This window comes from Rhizobium sp. TH2 (genome assembly GCF_024707525.1).
In the GTDB taxonomy this organism is placed as follows: domain Bacteria; phylum Pseudomonadota; class Alphaproteobacteria; order Rhizobiales; family Rhizobiaceae; genus Rhizobium_E.
The window spans coordinates 208,757-223,174 of sequence record NZ_CP062233.1; the positions used below are offsets into that span (position 1 = coordinate 208,757).

Genomic DNA, 14,418 nt, shown 5'->3' on the forward strand with positions numbered 1-14,418 from the left:
GTGTACGCCATCCCCTTTACCAACATGTCACTCGAACCGAGAGGACCTGACACGGCCAATCCGTTGCTTTTCATATGCCTTCCCTTGAAAGCCCGGAATTGCGGGCTTGCGGACAGAGAAGCCCATGCGCGCGATTTTGACCTCCCCCGCGTCCACGACTACCTCCGAAGGTCTCGATCACGCTGTAAAAATCTGCAAATCGATCAATAAAACACGTGTCCAAAGGTTCCTTTTCTCACACATTGCGTAATTGTAAAAACTGGGTCAGAATCGACCCATGTCAGCATCATATCCGCTCTCTTCACCGTCGCTCCGCCGCCTGGTCGGCTATGCCCGGGTTTCGACTGAGGATCAGCTCAATGACGCCCAGGTCGACGAACTCAAGGGCGCCGGCTGCGCCGTCGTTCACGAGGAGCACGGATCGGGCGCCTCGCGCACGCGGCCCGTGCTCGCCAAGCTCATGCGCGACCTCGGCGCCGGTGATGTCCTCGTTGTCGTTCGCCTCGACCGCCTGGCCCGATCCGTCAGCCATCTCCTCGAGGTCATCGAGCATCTCGACAAGCGCGGTGTGCATTTTCGTTCGCTGCGCGACCCCATCGATACATCCACGCCCCAGGGGATGTTTTCGCTGCAGGTACTCGGTGCCGTCGCTCAGCTCGAGCGCACCCTGATCGCCGAACGCACCAAGGCCGGGATGAAGGCCGCAAAAGCGCGCGGGCGACTGGCCGGAAATCCCGGACTGCGGGAGCGGCGGCCCGAGGCGGTCCGGGCCGTCGCTGCGGCACGAAAGCGTGCTTATCTCGAGGAACTGATCACATCCGCGCAGACCTGGTTGCCGACGGTGCGCCGGCTGCGGCCGCAGCATAGCTGGGACGACGTCGTGCGCATCCTCAACCGGAAGGGTCATGACTGGACGGTCGAGCGGCTGCGGCGCGCCGTCCATCATCTGGTTGGCGAACGCCTCGCGGAAGCATCCTTGATCAAGCGATCGCCAAAGCGGCCGCCGGAGCACCGGCTGATGACCCTTGTCGCGGGCATTGCCATCGCCGATCCCGATCTGACCCTCATCGAAATCGGCCAGCAGCTGGAGCGTATGCACGAGCGGCCACCACGCGGCGGACGCAAATGGCAAGCCTCTTCGGTCAAGGCCTTGCTCGATCGGGCCCGTCAGCTCGGTCTTGTGACATCCGGTCCAATGCCTGGTTCATGAGACGGCCAAGCACACGGTTCTGCGTCGCGTTGTTGCCGCTTTGAGCGCCGTCCCAGAGGTCAGGGGAACCCGCCGGTCGGGCAGGCGTTCATCGCTAATACGGGCCGGAGGAAAACAAATGAACCTGCAAAAGATCTACACCGCATTGCTCACCGCCGACCTCGCAGCAGCCGAAGGCTGGTATACGAAGCTGCTCGGCCGTCGCCCAGACAACCGTCCGATGGACACGCTGGTGCAGTGGGAGCTCTTCGACCACGCCGGGCTGGCGCTTTCCACCGACGACGAAATCGCCGGCCGGGGCGTGATGTTCCTTTACGTCAACGACGTTGCAGCCGAGCGCCGCAGGCTCCAGGCCCTGGGGATTGAACTCGGGGACGATATCAAAGGTGATTACTCGACGTTGGCGCAGGTACGCGATCCTGACGGCAACGTGATCACCCTCGCCACGCCACCCTCCCGGTCCTTCCCGCCAGCCTGACGGCGCCTGGACAAGCTGCTTCAGACGACGAGCACTCGAGCATTCTGAACGCTCGATTTTGCTGGCGAATTCTTGCGCATCCCGGCTCACGCACAGCGGTAGCGTCAATTCGGCAGAATGATCGTTTGAGAGTTATCGTTGGCAGGGTTGAGGAGCTTGTATCCGCCGGCGGTGAGATAGACCTGGTCGTCCGTCGTATGAATCCATCCGTTTGAGCTGGCATGGATGATGGCGTTTTCCAGCTCGTCCAATCCCACGCCTTTGCCAAACGCATATTCCGCCAGATCGTCAACGCTGATGCGGTCCCCAGCCTCCATATCCAACAACTGCATGCATTCCAGGACAAGGTGGCCGTGCTGGTTGGTTTCCACAATCGACTCCGGCTTGATGATTCCTGGGCTCTGAGATGCCGTCCACACGCTGCGGACCAGCGCGGACTGTGAGGCCCGGCATTTCTCGCTCCGGTCTTGGAATTGCGCTTAAGCCTGCAGATTGTCAGCCGACATCTTGCCGGACTTGCGGTCCTTGACCAGTTCATAGCTGATCTTCTGGCCATCGTTGAGGCCGCGCATTCCGGCCCGCTCGACAGCGGAAATATGCACGAAGACATCGGTGCTGCCGTCATCCGGTTGGATGAAGCCAAAGCCCTTCGTTGCATTGAACCATTTGACGGTACCAGTGGCCATTCTTGTCTTCCCAGTGTCCTGCAGTGCTACCCCGTGCGGCACTGTCGTTTGCAGGCCGGCACCATGCTGCGATTTCCCACGGGATGCAACCCAGGTCGACCCACGTCATCCGCACTCGAGACGCCCCATGATACGCGTCCGCATTGGCAGCCCCCCTTTCCAGCGACGAACTGCCTGAAACAAGAGGCACGCCAGCAGCCTCCTTGCAACGCTTCGCACTTGTCTCGGCGCGAGACGGGCACGTCGAAGGCCCCGACGTCTTCAAAATGTCGCAAGCCAATCGTTATCCTCAACGCGCGTTGAAACGAGCATGTGGAGGGATCTGAGATGTTCTTGAGCACGGACGACATCGTGGCTCTGCACAGCCAGGTTTCGGAGCTCTACCGCGCCATCGTCCATCAGGAACGCGTCCTTGCCGAACTGCAGCGGCTCGGCGAGCCCACGGCGCTCGCGGAGAAGTTCCTCGCGCGCCTGCAGGCCCAGCTCGCCGAGCGTCAGGTCCATCTGGACAGCCTGACGAACAGCGCGGCCAACGAAAACATCTGATGCATAAGTTGGATTGAAAAGGAGCCCGGTGCGGGAGGAGGTGCACCGAGCTCTGATTATGACCAGGCGGCTGGGAGGAGGAGTGCCGCTGGTCGCCGCAGCCGATCGGGAGGAGGTGATCGGCTACGAGAACAGTGTAATGCTGCGCTGCACCATTTTCAAGAGCTTTATGAACATCGCGCCCGCGCAGACAAAGCGATTATGCAAAACCGCTGAAACCGAAACCAACTGCACTGGAGCAAGCCTTAGGCGGAAACCTACGCCGCCGATTGACTCATCTGTTCCCATTTGCTTGATTAGCCCCTGGAGGATGCCATGGTCTATGATTGGGATGGTCAGCGCACACGCCGTACACAGCTGATGCGGCTCACAGTTGCGGTGACCGTTGGCTTGGCTGTGCCGCTCGTGATCACCATGTGGTCTTACGTCAACTGAACGGCCTCTGGCTTCCGGTTACACTCGGATGACATGATGGGAAATGCGCGTACGCAAAACTCAACGCGCGACCACATAGCTACACCGCCATCCGAGAAGAAATCGTAAATGACCGACGAGCCCCCTATCGAAACGATGGCCATCGAGAACCGCGGCGACGCTGACCGACCCTCCCAGCCTGTGTACTGCTGGCGCGAATTCAGGTTCGAAAGTAAATTTCTGTAGCTCGAAACCGCCCGTCTATTCGCTTGCACTGAACAATGACGTCGATAGATATTCTCAGCAATCTGTCGATGTCTTCGCGGTCCAGATTGCGCCCGCCGTCGGATTCTTTCACGAGAAGCGTCAACTGCTGGAAGGCGAACTCGGTGGAATCGGCATGAACGGTGGTGATCGATCCTGGGTGACCAGAGTTGACATTGCGGACGTAATAGAAGGCCGTGCCATCCCGCAATTCCTGCAGCAGAATGCGGTCCGGCCGCATTCGAAGGCACGATTCCAGTAGGTCTTTCGGCCCCACAGCCGAAATTCCTTGTGCGCCTTTCGAGTAGAACAGCCGAACGTGGTTGGGCTGCGGAATTTCGAGTTCGGGTGTGTCCTCTATCGAAATTATGCGCTCGTGCACCGGAATGTGCTTGATCAGCGCTTTCGAGAGCGTCGTCTTCGCCGATCCGGTGGCACCTGAGATGATGATATTCTTCCGGGCAATAACGGCTTCTCGCAGAAAATCCATGTAACGGCCGGTACGGTAGAGGGCCATCAATCCCTGATCAGGCGTCGAGCTGCCTTCGTTGACTGATCGGGTCTCGGAGAAAAACGCCTTCTCCTCGAGGTCCTCCAGCGTGAAGGTTACCGAGGGCGGCTTTCGGATGGTGATACTGACCGTGTTCCTGGTAATTGCCGGTGGAATGACGATCTGGATCCGTTCATCGCCCGGGAGCGTGGCCGACAGGATTGGCCGTGTCTCATCAATGCGCTGATGGGAGAAGCTGGCTACGGCCCGGGCAAGGCGCATCAGCTTTTCGAAGGAAAGCGCCGGTAGATCGTGGGTCCGCCACCCACCGGCACCCTCCGTCAGCACCTGCCCAGGCCGATTTACGATGACTTCATAGAGCGTCGTGTCCTTTAAGAACGGCGAAAACGGTGCTAGCAGCTCACGCACGACTGCCGCGTCAGGGCCCTCCGTCATCTCCCGCTCTATTTCGTAACCAGCTTTGGCCGCGGGCTGAAGTCGCCGAGCACGGCCCGGTCATAGATCTTGCTATTCGGTTCTGTCACCCGAAGGCTGTAGACGCCGGAAAAATCGAGATCGCGCGCCACGAAAATCGAGACGAGCTCGCCCTGGTGCTTAAGAAGTGTGGGAGGGATGTTGATCGATTGCTCGACAGCGATCGCCGCCGCCTGCTGACCTGCCGTGGTGGTGTTCTGGGCTTCGACATTGCTCTCCTGCATCTGGCTGCTTGCATAGCTCGTTGCGTCTCCGACGATTGACAACAGGATTGCGCTGCCGAAGCGCTCCCACCAATGGGTGTCGACATAACCATCGACGCCGGCCCGGCCCAAAGCGTCGGTGGCGGGGGATGCCAGCGTGACAATCACGCCCGTCGGAGTTTTGGCCCGGTTCCACAGAACGAACAGCCGCTTTTGTCCGCGCTGCAGTCCACCCCGATATTCGCCGACAACCTGCGTGCCTTTTTCCATCAGCACCACACGGCCGTTATCGGAGAGGACGTCGCGATTGATGACGCAACTCGTAAAGCCAGGCTGGTCTGAAGACAGTGCCGTTTCCAAAATGCAAGGAATGGAGGTGCCCATCGCGACGACAAAGTCGCGATTTCCCAGCGTCCCGGCACGCGAACCCTCGAGCTGTGTGGGCCTCAACAAGCCGTTGAATTTTTGTTCCTCGCTGTTGGCCTGGGCATTCATGCTCGCTAGGTTACCGTCCATGGGAACGAACGGCTTATCCTGCGACGTTGCGGTCTTGTCGCCATCGCGCTTCGTCGGGGTCTTCTGCCCGTTGAAAGCAATCACGGGTGCGCGCCTCGCGGCGTCAAGCAATGGATCCTCCTCGGCCTTGACTTTTTCCGTGACCGCTGGCGCTGGCAGTTTCATCAGGGGTAATGCCCTGACCGGTTCGACCTTTTCCTTGGCAGGCTCGAAGTCGTTGGTTTGGCGAATGACAACCTTTTCAGGCTGAACAGTCTGCGCTTTCTCGCCGCTCATCGACCACAAAGCGAAGCCGACGAATGCCATGACGGCCAGTGCCACGGCGCCCCGCTTTAGAATGGGATTGTTGTCGATCCTTCTGCCCGCGACCGTCTCGGCTCTCTCGCCTGGTATGCGGTTATCGTCTTGCTCAACCATGGCCATCTCCTACTGAGCCGCGTCGGGATTGGTCTTGTCGATTCGTTCGACTGACGGGGACGTGGTGTTGGTGTCGGGATTGATGCCAACCCGATCATAAGCTTCGTTGAAGACGCAGAGCACGTCCCCGCCCCGGCGAAGAATGAACTTCCGGCTGATCGCGTGCACCAGGACCAGATTGCCGTCGACGGATTTCGGAACGAGGGCTTCGCTGCCATCCGAGTTCTCGATATAGATCGCCGGCATTTCCTGATTGCCGACAAAGGCGAAGGTTGTGACCTTCCCGTTGTCGTAAACCGCTTGCGGTTCGAGCGCCTGCGACCCCTGTGCCGAATAGTGCCAGTTCCGTGGTCCGTAAGCTTCATGCAGTCCAAGGACGTTGTCAGCATTCTTTGCCTGCCTTGCCAGCGCCTTGGCGGCGGCCTGCTGACGCCGGAGCTCGGCTTCATCGGCCGGATAGCGGTACTTGACGTAGAAATAGGTGTTCTGACCGGTGGCGACAGATCCATCGCGCACCGTTAACTCCATCTGGTAGCTGCGCGTCGATCCGTCCCGGCGCGATGTGACGACCGAGATATTGGTCACTGGCTGGTTTTCGCGTGGCTTGAGAAACAGGATATTGCCGGCAGGAGCGACCTCCCATGCGACACTGTTGCCGAGCGCTACATGGGCGATCTCCTCGTCGGCCGCGAATTCGACCTGCACGGACGAGCGCAAAGAGCCGACGATCCTGGTGATGTTATAGGGTTGATAGCTGACAAAGCGGACCCGGCTGTCCTGGCTCGCACCTCTTGGAATCTCAAGGGCAGGAACTGTTGATGGCAAGGCGGACAGCAAGATGAGAAGAGCAACGGTTCGTTTCAATTGATCGCCTCCGGATCGGCCCGATATTCGCTGACGGCAAATCCGAGGGGGTTCACCAGCCGGTCGGTCGAAGACATCGGTGCGTTTGCATAGGAAAAGGTGATCGTTGCGACCCAATGGGTTGTTCGGACTTCGTCGCCACGGGTTATTTTCCGGATATAGCGGACGGAAACCACTTTCGAATTGATCAGCGAGATCGAGGCGATGTTGATGCGCGCGATCGCGCTACGTCCATAAATGTTTTGCGGGGAATCCGGATTACTGCCGCGATAGATTGCCGCGAACCGGGTCTGTTCAGCTTGCGTCGACAACAGGGCGACCGTCCGGAAATTTTGTTCGGCCTCGCTCCAAACGTAGCCCTCGCGGGCGCGAACGTATTTCGCGGCGAAGTATTTGGTGACGGCTTCATCGTAGGTTCCGGCACTCGACGTCAACGCCGAAACAACATCGACGATGCCGGTTGAATTATCGACCCGCACGACAAAGGGCTCGACAGTCTTTAGCGGGGTCAGTCCTGCAATTGCGAAGATCGAAGCGCCGGCGACTATGCTGGCGACAATGGCGATCGACCAGGCAATGCGGTTCGACCGCTCCACCTGGAGCATACGATCCTGATCGAAACGCCGCGCCTTGTCGAAATAGCTTTTGAGATCGTCTCTTGTGATCATCTCGCTCACGCCTCGCAACGACGATAAGAGCGGGCACTATCGAAGTGAGCAAAGGCGGCCGGATCCTTTTCCTCGACATAAGACGCCGCCAGTTGGCCGGCTGTCGTCAACCTCGCATCAGCACGCTTCTGCGTCAGATTGCTGTTTTCTTCCCACTGCCACATCGCGCGATTGAGCGGCCGACGCGTGTAGCCGTCACATTTGGGCAAGGGGTATGTGAGCGATGCACAGCCGCTCAGTGTAGCTGCGATGAACAGCAGCGAAACTGTCTTGATCATGCGAGGTAAGCCTTCCTATTGATGATGCGAGCGTGGCTGCTAGCTGGAGCCTCTCGATCTGAATGTCTGCCCGACGGCACGGATGCCGCGTCCAGCAGCGCGGGCGCCATGAGAAGCGGCCCAGGAAAGCGTGCTTTCATGGGCATCGCGCGCCGCGCCATAACCATAGGTCAACGACGCGCCGCCGGCGGCAAGTGCCGCAGCGATGCCAGGCAGTTGGTAGAACACGTAGAGGGCGGCCAGGCAGATCGCGCAAAGCGCGATCGGCCGCATGAGAACGTCGCTATAGCCCTGGATCTGAGTAAAGGTCGTGTCGATCGAGGTGATCAGCAGCGAGCCGACCGCGACGACAAGGACCTGTAGGATCACGAAGTTTGCGAGCTGGCCGATCCAGGCCTCGGTGAAACGCCGGGTTGATTGGAACATGGCGAGCGCCACGAAAATCGGGCCGATGGCAAGTACGATCGCCAGTGCCAGCCGTGCATAGAGTGAAACGATGTAACCGATCGCAGCCACGATGAAGCTCGCACCAATCACCATCATACCGCCGACGCCAGTGACGATATCGACCGGCCAGGCCGCGCGCGACCAGATATCGGTGGCCGATGCCTGGCCCTTGTCGAGCAGGCTGTCAAAGGTCGAGGCGCTGGGCGCCGAGCCAGAATTCAACGCCTGGGAAATTTCCTGCGGCAGCGTGTTGAAGAAGATGTTCGTGACATAGGTCTGATATTCGCTGGAATTCTTGACCAGCATGACGATGATGGCGAGCTTGATCGCCCGGAATGCAAAATCGAGGATCGGTTCCTGGACCGAGCCACGGAGCACGAGGTAGCCGTAAAGGACGACATACAGGGTGATTGCCGCCGTCAAGGGCCCGGTAACCCAGCCGGCGATGTTCGAGGTCCCCGTGGAGATGAATGTCTCCAAAGGCGTCCTGAACTGCCCGTCGACGAAGCTGAACACCTGGTACATCGCTCAACCTCCCAGCGATTGCCGCATTTGCTCGAGACGAAGCTTGCCGTCGGCAGCCTCCGCATTTCTGCAGTTTGCGGTGTTGCGAAGCTCGCCGGGATTGTTGCGGCATTTGTCGATCAGCTCGGAGAGCAGGTTTTTGTCCGCCACGAGCTCGTCGACGGTATAGGACACCTCGGGCTGTTCCGAGCAACCCGATAGAACCAGTAAGGCGAGATAGAGGGCAAGCTGTCTCATTGCAGGGCGGCCTTCATCGCGTCCATGCGCTGGCGCCAGTCCTCAGCCTTGCGTTGGTCATCCACTTGTACCTGCGCCTGCTGCACCATTTTCAGCCCTTCCATCCTGAGCACATCGTTCTGCAGGAAGGCCGTTTCGGCCTGAAGGCGTGCCTGCAGATCGGCGACATCCTTGGCGTCACTGGCCGTGGAGATCTGCTGACGCAGTTGGTCGATGCCAGAGATACGCTTGGTCGCTGTGTCATAAATCTGCTGGCCGAGGGTCATCTGGCCGGCATTCTGGTTCTGGATGCGGGTCAGTTCCTGGGCGTAGAAATCGTCGGCGCTGGTGCGATAGGTCGAATTGTTCTCAAGGAAATTTGACGCCGAGTCACCAAAAGTGTCGGTGCTCTGCCCCTTGAGCAAGCTTTCGATTGCCGCAAAATCCGGCGGTAGCGCCTGGCGGACATCCGGATCGTTGAGCACGCTGGCGACTTCAGCCATGTTGGTCAGCTTGTTCAGCGAACCATAAAGCTGTTGCGCCTGTTCGATCTGTTGGTTCAGGGCATCGAGCTGCGCCTTTAGTTGCACGATGCTTTCGATCTGCTTGGCGATTGCGGTCTGGTCGATGACGGGAATTCCCTGTCCTGCAGCACCGCCCGCCGAAAGGATCAGGATCGTGGCCAGTGCCGCCCGCGAAAGTTGATATCCGGTCATCAGCTCACACTCCTTCTTTGATGAAAAATCGGAAGCCAGTCTTCACGCCGGTCACCGACCTCTGCACGGACCGCGTCGGCGAGCTCCACATTTGCGGTTCGGCCGGAAAGTACGGCAAGTTCGTCGTCGAAACCGTTGAGGTTCAGTTCGGTGACGACGCTGTTGTGACCTTGCTTGAGGACGAACCTCCGGCTCTCGACCGAGAGTTCGCGCGCGATCAGCTCATATTCGCGCTCCGTCAGCTTGAAACCGTCGATATAGTCGCCGCGATCGCCGCGCGAATTCGGCAGGAAAATTTGCGTTGGGCATTGCTCGATGATCGTGTGCGCGATCGGCGAGACGATCGCGTCGCGCGGGCTCTGTGTCGCAAACAGCATCAGACCGTTCTGCTTACGGATCGTCTTGAGCTTGTTCTGGGCGAGATCGCGAAACCCTTCGTCCTGGAGCGCTTTCCAGAACTCGTCTATGACAATGATGATGCGTCGGCCGTCGATCAGTTGCTCGACGCGATGGAAGAGGTAGGCCATCAGCGGCGTGCGGATCTCCTCGTTGTCGAGAAAATCGGTCATGTCATAACCGACGAACTTGCCACTGAGGCTAAATTCACCGAGGCCGATGTCCTCGATGACGTTGTCGAAGACCCAGCCAAGCGGGCCTCCCCTCTCCCAGCGCCGCAGCCTTGCGGCAATGCCTTCCGGATCCGTGTTGTTGAGGAAGGTCCTGAGTGCGCCGATCGTGCGGCCGTTCACCGGAAGGTCGGCGAGGCCGTCGATCGCGGCAGCAATGTCGCGGAGTTCGGTAACCGTCAGTTGGCGAGACGACGATCCGACGAGCTTGCCAACCCAGCGGGTCAGGAACACCTTGTTATCCGGAGTAAGGTCGAGCGCCTTCAAAGGGGCGCAGCCAGTCGGGATGCCGTTCTTGAGGGGCAGATAAGTGCCGCCTGCGGCGCGGACATAGAGATCGGCGCCCCTGTCCTTGTCGAAGAACACCACATGCGGATCGTGTTTTTCGAGCTGCGACAGCATGAAGTTGAGCAGCACCGTCTTGCCGGCACCCGAAGGTCCGCAAACAAAGGTGTTGCCGAGATCGCCATAGTGGAAATTGAAGTAGTATGGCGAGCCCGAAGCCGTCTTGAGAAGAGCGACGGCGGGACCCCATTCATTGCCGTCCTTCTGTCCTATCGGATAGGAGTGGAAGGGCGACAGAGCGGCGAAGTTCCGCGATGTAATCGCGCCGGAGCGGGCGCGGTAGCGGAAGTTGCCGGGCAACTGCGCCCACCACGCCGCCTCAAGGCCGAGATCCTCGCGAGCGACCACTGCGCCACCGTTGGTCAGGCTGGCACGTGCCTTGGCGAGATTGTCGGTCAGTTCCTTCACCGAGGGGGCAAGGACGGACAGCGTTAAATGGTGTTCGCCGAGCACGAACCGGTTGGACTCCAGATCATCCATCGCATCATCAAGTTCCTCAATCTGAGAAGCCGCCTTGTCGCCACTGCTGACCATCTGGTTCTGCTTGCGGCCCATGATGGTGCGCGCGTCGGCCTTCGAGACGAAGGAGAAGGATTGCGACAGGATGAGCTCAAAGGGACTGGTGAGCACGTCGTCGAGCATGCCGGTCCTGGTGCGAGCCGGATATTCCTTGAAGCTCAACATACCAGCATAGCGGCTCGTCGCCTCGTGCCGGATTTCGATCGTTTCGCGGCCGACGATGACGCGGTCCGAGTAGATCGCCGAGGCGATGGGTCCCTCGGTCAATGGAATTGGCTCCCGCCTACCGCCGACGAGCTGATGCAGCACCTCGCTCGGTTGCGAGAAGATGACGCCATCGCGTTCGTAGAGGGACAGGACGCGGGGTTCGAAGCGGCTTAGTGCGGCGTTGACGTCAACCACCTTGTCCCGAAGCTGCTTAAGCGCTTCCTCGTCGACTTCGACATTCGCCCGACGCGCCCGTCGCAGCCGTGACATGAGCTTGGCTGCTTTGTCGGCCGGATCGCTTGCCGGCGACCAGAGGATCGTCAGAAAGAGGTCGTTGCGGAACAGATCCTCGCGCACCATGCGCGCGCGGTATTTGTCGTTGAGCGCAGACGAGAACGCCGTTGCAAAGGTTCCGTCGGGGTAGTCGCAGTCCCGGCGGCGAATGAGATGGGTCCACAAGGCAAGCCGCTCATCGGCAATGTTCCGGTAGAGCGTGTTGAGGTCGCGATGCAGCGCGTTCAGATCAAGTTCGTCTGCCGTCTCGAACGAGACGCCTTCGAGTGCGACCATCACCATCAGCGTGCGCGAGTTCATCGCGATCGTCGACGGATCGACGTGACGCACATAAGGGATGAAGGTCTCCGGTCCGAGCTCTCGAGCTTTGAGTGTCGCAATGCTAGGCAATGGCGAGATCCCTTCGTTGTAACGACGGCCCAGCCTGAGCGGCGACAGGGTTGCCCCGCCCCAATAGAAGCTGTTGCGTGACCGGCCACGCGTTTCCACCCAGGCCAGCAGGATGCGGAACATGTTGTGATCGTGCTTGACGAGCGCACGGAAAATAAGATGGAAGACGACGCCGACGAGGGCGTAGGCGATTGAACCGGCGACAATGTACAAAATGGTCGTGAGCATGATGTTCACGCCCATGGCTTCCATCGTCACCCCCGCGATCATCGCCGGCCGGGTGCAGGCGATAAAGAGGGTATCTTCCTCGAGTGTCGACCGCACGTTTGCCATCGTCAGCTTCCGACGATGGTGTTGACGAGTTCGGTCGCGCCGAAGATGCCGCCGATGCCGATGATCCAGAAACCTGCCCTTCTCAGATCCATGTAGCCGAACATCCACGCGATGCAGATCACGATCACCGCGATGACGGCGAGCAGCTTGGCGATATTGCCGGTCAGCATGTCGACGATGTTCTGCAACACGGTCTCGATGCCGGCCGCCTGCGCGAAAGCTGGTTCGACCAGGATGGCCACGATGGCGGCGGCCATCAGGCTGGAGGCGGCGATCGGGCGGATACGGCAACCAAAAGTCATTCACTTTGCTCCATTTGACTGTTTTGAAATACGAGGACGGAGGACTGCCGCCGCGAATTGAAGACATCCCAGGCCGGCGCGGACGCCGTTTGATCGACAGGCGGATTGTCACCCTCGGCTTCGACCGCGACATCGACGGCCTTCGCCTCGTTTGGCCCCCTCTCCTGCTCGCCACTGTCGATCGTCAGCGTTGTGAGGGTTTTACCCAGCCGCTTGATTTCCTGGCGGACCTGCTCGTCGTATTTGACCATGGCGCCAACGGAGGGATCGTCCCGGCCGTAGTAGGATTGCAGCATCACTTGCTCGGCCCGCTTCGGATCGGCGCCAGCCTTGATTGCGAGCCGATAGTATCCATCGAGCAGCGTGGCGGTTGCCTGAAGGTTCAGGCACGGATCGAATGCGTCGGAGATCGACAGCTTCAGCTTCCGAAGCTCGTCTGTCCCCACACCGCCGAGTCCGAGCTGAATGTCCTGATGCTCCGCGGCGAGTGTCGTCGCAACCTCGATCGCCTCAGCCTTTGACTTCGGCTGCCTGGCGAGCGGCGCACCGCTGTTGATGCGAATGTTGTAGGGGGCGAAGCGGCTATCGAGGCTCACCACGCCTGCCAAGGTTTCTGCGGCAACAAGAGGCGCGCAGGTCTGTGCGAGATCGACGAAGACGACGGGCATGCTCAGTACCACACCCGTTGGCGGCCGATCCCATCGATCGTTACATCGACGTAGCGCGGTTGGGAGCGGACATGAGGTTGCACGGTCACGTAGCGCTGGCATTGACGTTCGTTGCCGTTCCAGCTCCAATTGGAAGAAAATCCCGAATTGCGTCCGTCAGAGTAGCATTCGGTGTCTGAAACAGTCTGCGGAGTCGTAGAGTCGCAGCTCGCCTCCTGTCCATGGTCGCCGTAACGAACCGTCAGCCGATGGCCCTCGTCGCAGTAGTAGGGTTCATATCCAGGCCGGGACATCTGGAATCCCGCGCCGCTGCAGCTCGGGAAAGAATGCCCTTTTGCCAGTTCGCTCCACAGCTTTTCGATGGGAGGACGGCATTCAGCAAACTGCGTCGGTCCGCCCGGGTTGGAAAGGCATAGGATAACCTGGCATCCCCAGTCGTCGGCGCGCGCTTTGCTATCGAAAACGAAAGAGAACAACGTTAGACTGGCTGCAGCGACGAATGCCTTTGCGAGAGACTTGTTCATGATCACCACCCTTCACCGGTGCGACGCGACTCGGAGGCCATTGGGTCTCAAAATCGCGACTCGTTATACTATCAAATATCTGATAGTTTGACCGATGGCAAGCACGCACAAACCAGAATTGCAGAACCAACGGGTCTTGGTGCTCGCCCTGGAGGAGGTTCTCGACAAACCTGTCGAAGGAGAGACGCCGCAGTCGCGGCTGAAGCAGGTAGGCATGATGACGGTGCTCTATATGATGCACCAGCGGGGCGAGACGCTAACCCTCGCGAATATCAAGGCGGTGACGGGGATGACGCGCAACACAGTGAAAGAATCGATTGATCCGCTCGTTGCCCGCGGCATCCTGCAGGAAACGATCGTGAAGAATTCGGTAGGGCGTGGAACAGCTTGGCAGTACGAGTTCTGTCCGGAGATCTTTGAGAGATTGGGGCTCGGCTAAGCGCAGCTAATGAACCGCAAGTGGCGGCCGCACGAAACTCACATTGAGTGAGTCGCTTCGCGGTCGCCCAGCCACGCCGCCGCGTTGTATCAGTGCCGGAGCATGGCTTTAGACTCTTTTTTTTGAAGGTTCATGGACGTAGGCGACACCCGCAATCGCTTGTTTTGACTGCAATATGAACGGTCGAGACCGAGGAGCGTCGCTAGCCTACGAGCTTCGTTAACCTTTTGTTAACGATAAACCTCTTGCAGACTCGCAGCATTCGCGTCTTATTAGACCTGCGGACTTTTTGGGGTGAGCCCGCATTATACCGCAGGTCATCCCAACAGGCGCAGAAA

General features: G+C 59.3%; 18 protein-coding genes. 4 read left to right on the forward strand and 14 right to left on the reverse strand.

All coding sequences use genetic code 11. The features are described from left to right. Positions 1-277: 277 nt before the first annotated feature. Positions 278-1,210: a recombinase family protein gene (locus tag IHQ71_RS31260; RefSeq protein WP_258163367.1), complete on the forward strand. Its 933-nt coding sequence runs from the start codon at positions 278-280 to the stop codon at positions 1,208-1,210. A 118-nt stretch (positions 1,211-1,328) separates the two neighbouring features. After that, a complete protein-coding gene (locus IHQ71_RS31265; protein WP_258163368.1) occupies positions 1,329-1,688 on the forward strand; it encodes a VOC family protein in 360 nt (119 codons plus the stop codon). 104 nt (positions 1,689-1,792) lie between these two features. On the opposite strand, the gene IHQ71_RS31270 is transcribed toward IHQ71_RS31265, so the two are convergent. Both IHQ71_RS31270 and IHQ71_RS31275 read right to left on the reverse strand, forming a co-directional pair. Continuing rightward, positions 1,793-2,059: a hypothetical protein gene (locus IHQ71_RS31270; protein WP_258163369.1), complete on the reverse strand. Its 267-nt coding sequence runs from the start codon at positions 2,057-2,059 to the stop codon at positions 1,793-1,795. Between the two features lie 108 nt (positions 2,060-2,167). Further along, a complete protein-coding gene (locus IHQ71_RS31275) occupies positions 2,168-2,374 on the reverse strand; it encodes a cold-shock protein (RefSeq protein WP_068389465.1) in 207 nt (68 codons plus the stop codon). Positions 2,375-2,701: 327 nt separating this feature from the next. Here IHQ71_RS31275 and IHQ71_RS31280 point away from each other — a divergent pair, with 327 nt between their 5' ends. After that, positions 2,702-2,920, forward strand: coding sequence for a hypothetical protein (locus IHQ71_RS31280; protein WP_258163370.1), 219 nt, complete (start codon positions 2,702-2,704; stop codon positions 2,918-2,920). Between the two features lie 634 nt (positions 2,921-3,554). Here the strand turns inward: IHQ71_RS31280 and virB11 are convergent. From virB11 to IHQ71_RS31340, 12 genes are read right to left on the reverse strand one after another with little or no spacing between them, the layout of a single operon-like run. Beyond that, positions 3,555-4,544 carry a P-type DNA transfer ATPase VirB11 gene (virB11, locus tag IHQ71_RS31285; protein ID WP_258163371.1) on the reverse strand — a complete coding sequence of 330 codons (990 nt, stop codon included), beginning with the start codon at positions 4,542-4,544 and terminating at the stop codon, positions 3,555-3,557. An 8-nt stretch (positions 4,545-4,552) separates the two neighbouring features. After that, positions 4,553-5,719, reverse strand: a complete 1,167-nt coding sequence (gene virB10, locus IHQ71_RS31290) for a type IV secretion system protein VirB10 (protein ID WP_258163372.1) — start codon at positions 5,717-5,719, stop codon at positions 4,553-4,555. Positions 5,720-5,728: 9 nt separating this feature from the next. Beyond that, positions 5,729-6,583, reverse strand: coding sequence for a P-type conjugative transfer protein VirB9 (gene virB9 / locus IHQ71_RS31295; protein ID WP_258163373.1), 855 nt, complete (start codon positions 6,581-6,583; stop codon positions 5,729-5,731). Then, the gene (locus tag IHQ71_RS31300) at positions 6,580-7,251 is read right to left on the reverse strand and encodes a virB8 family protein (RefSeq protein ID WP_258163374.1); all 672 of its coding nucleotides are present in this window, start codon (positions 7,249-7,251) and stop codon (positions 6,580-6,582) included. The genes virB9 and IHQ71_RS31300 overlap by 4 nt, the downstream gene beginning before the upstream one ends. A 5-nt stretch (positions 7,252-7,256) precedes the next feature. Then, positions 7,257-7,529, reverse strand: coding sequence for a hypothetical protein (locus tag IHQ71_RS31305; RefSeq protein ID WP_258163375.1), 273 nt, complete (start codon positions 7,527-7,529; stop codon positions 7,257-7,259). 39 nt (positions 7,530-7,568) lie between these two features. Further along, positions 7,569-8,501 carry a type IV secretion system protein gene (locus IHQ71_RS31310; protein WP_258163376.1) on the reverse strand — a complete coding sequence of 311 codons (933 nt, stop codon included), beginning with the start codon at positions 8,499-8,501 and terminating at the stop codon, positions 7,569-7,571. Between the two features lie 3 nt (positions 8,502-8,504). Continuing rightward, on the reverse strand, positions 8,505-8,738 hold the full coding sequence (locus tag IHQ71_RS31315; RefSeq protein ID WP_258163377.1) for an EexN family lipoprotein: 234 nt from the start codon (positions 8,736-8,738) through the stop codon (positions 8,505-8,507). Further along, positions 8,735-9,433: a P-type DNA transfer protein VirB5 gene (gene virB5, locus IHQ71_RS31320; RefSeq protein WP_258163378.1), complete on the reverse strand. Its 699-nt coding sequence runs from the start codon at positions 9,431-9,433 to the stop codon at positions 8,735-8,737. The genes IHQ71_RS31315 and virB5 overlap by 4 nt, the downstream gene beginning before the upstream one ends. Beyond that, positions 9,433-12,147 carry a VirB4 family type IV secretion/conjugal transfer ATPase gene (locus IHQ71_RS31325; RefSeq protein WP_258163379.1) on the reverse strand — a complete coding sequence of 905 codons (2,715 nt, stop codon included), beginning with the start codon at positions 12,145-12,147 and terminating at the stop codon, positions 9,433-9,435. Before IHQ71_RS31325 ends, virB5 begins: the two co-directional genes overlap by 1 nt. A 2-nt stretch (positions 12,148-12,149) precedes the next feature. Further along, positions 12,150-12,449: a TrbC/VirB2 family protein gene (locus IHQ71_RS31330; RefSeq protein ID WP_258163380.1), complete on the reverse strand. Its 300-nt coding sequence runs from the start codon at positions 12,447-12,449 to the stop codon at positions 12,150-12,152. Next, on the reverse strand, positions 12,446-13,117 hold the full coding sequence (locus IHQ71_RS31335; protein WP_258163381.1) for a lytic transglycosylase domain-containing protein: 672 nt from the start codon (positions 13,115-13,117) through the stop codon (positions 12,446-12,448). Before IHQ71_RS31335 ends, IHQ71_RS31330 begins: the two co-directional genes overlap by 4 nt. Positions 13,118-13,119: 2 nt before the next feature. Then, entirely contained in the window at positions 13,120-13,641 is a 522-nt protein-coding gene (locus IHQ71_RS31340; RefSeq protein ID WP_258163382.1) for a hypothetical protein, read from the reverse strand. A gap of 94 nt (positions 13,642-13,735) precedes the next feature. Between IHQ71_RS31340 and IHQ71_RS31345 the strand changes: the two genes are divergently transcribed. Further along, on the forward strand, positions 13,736-14,080 hold the full coding sequence (locus IHQ71_RS31345) for a MarR family transcriptional regulator (RefSeq protein ID WP_258163383.1): 345 nt from the start codon (positions 13,736-13,738) through the stop codon (positions 14,078-14,080). The last annotated feature ends 338 nt before the right edge of the window (positions 14,081-14,418 follow it).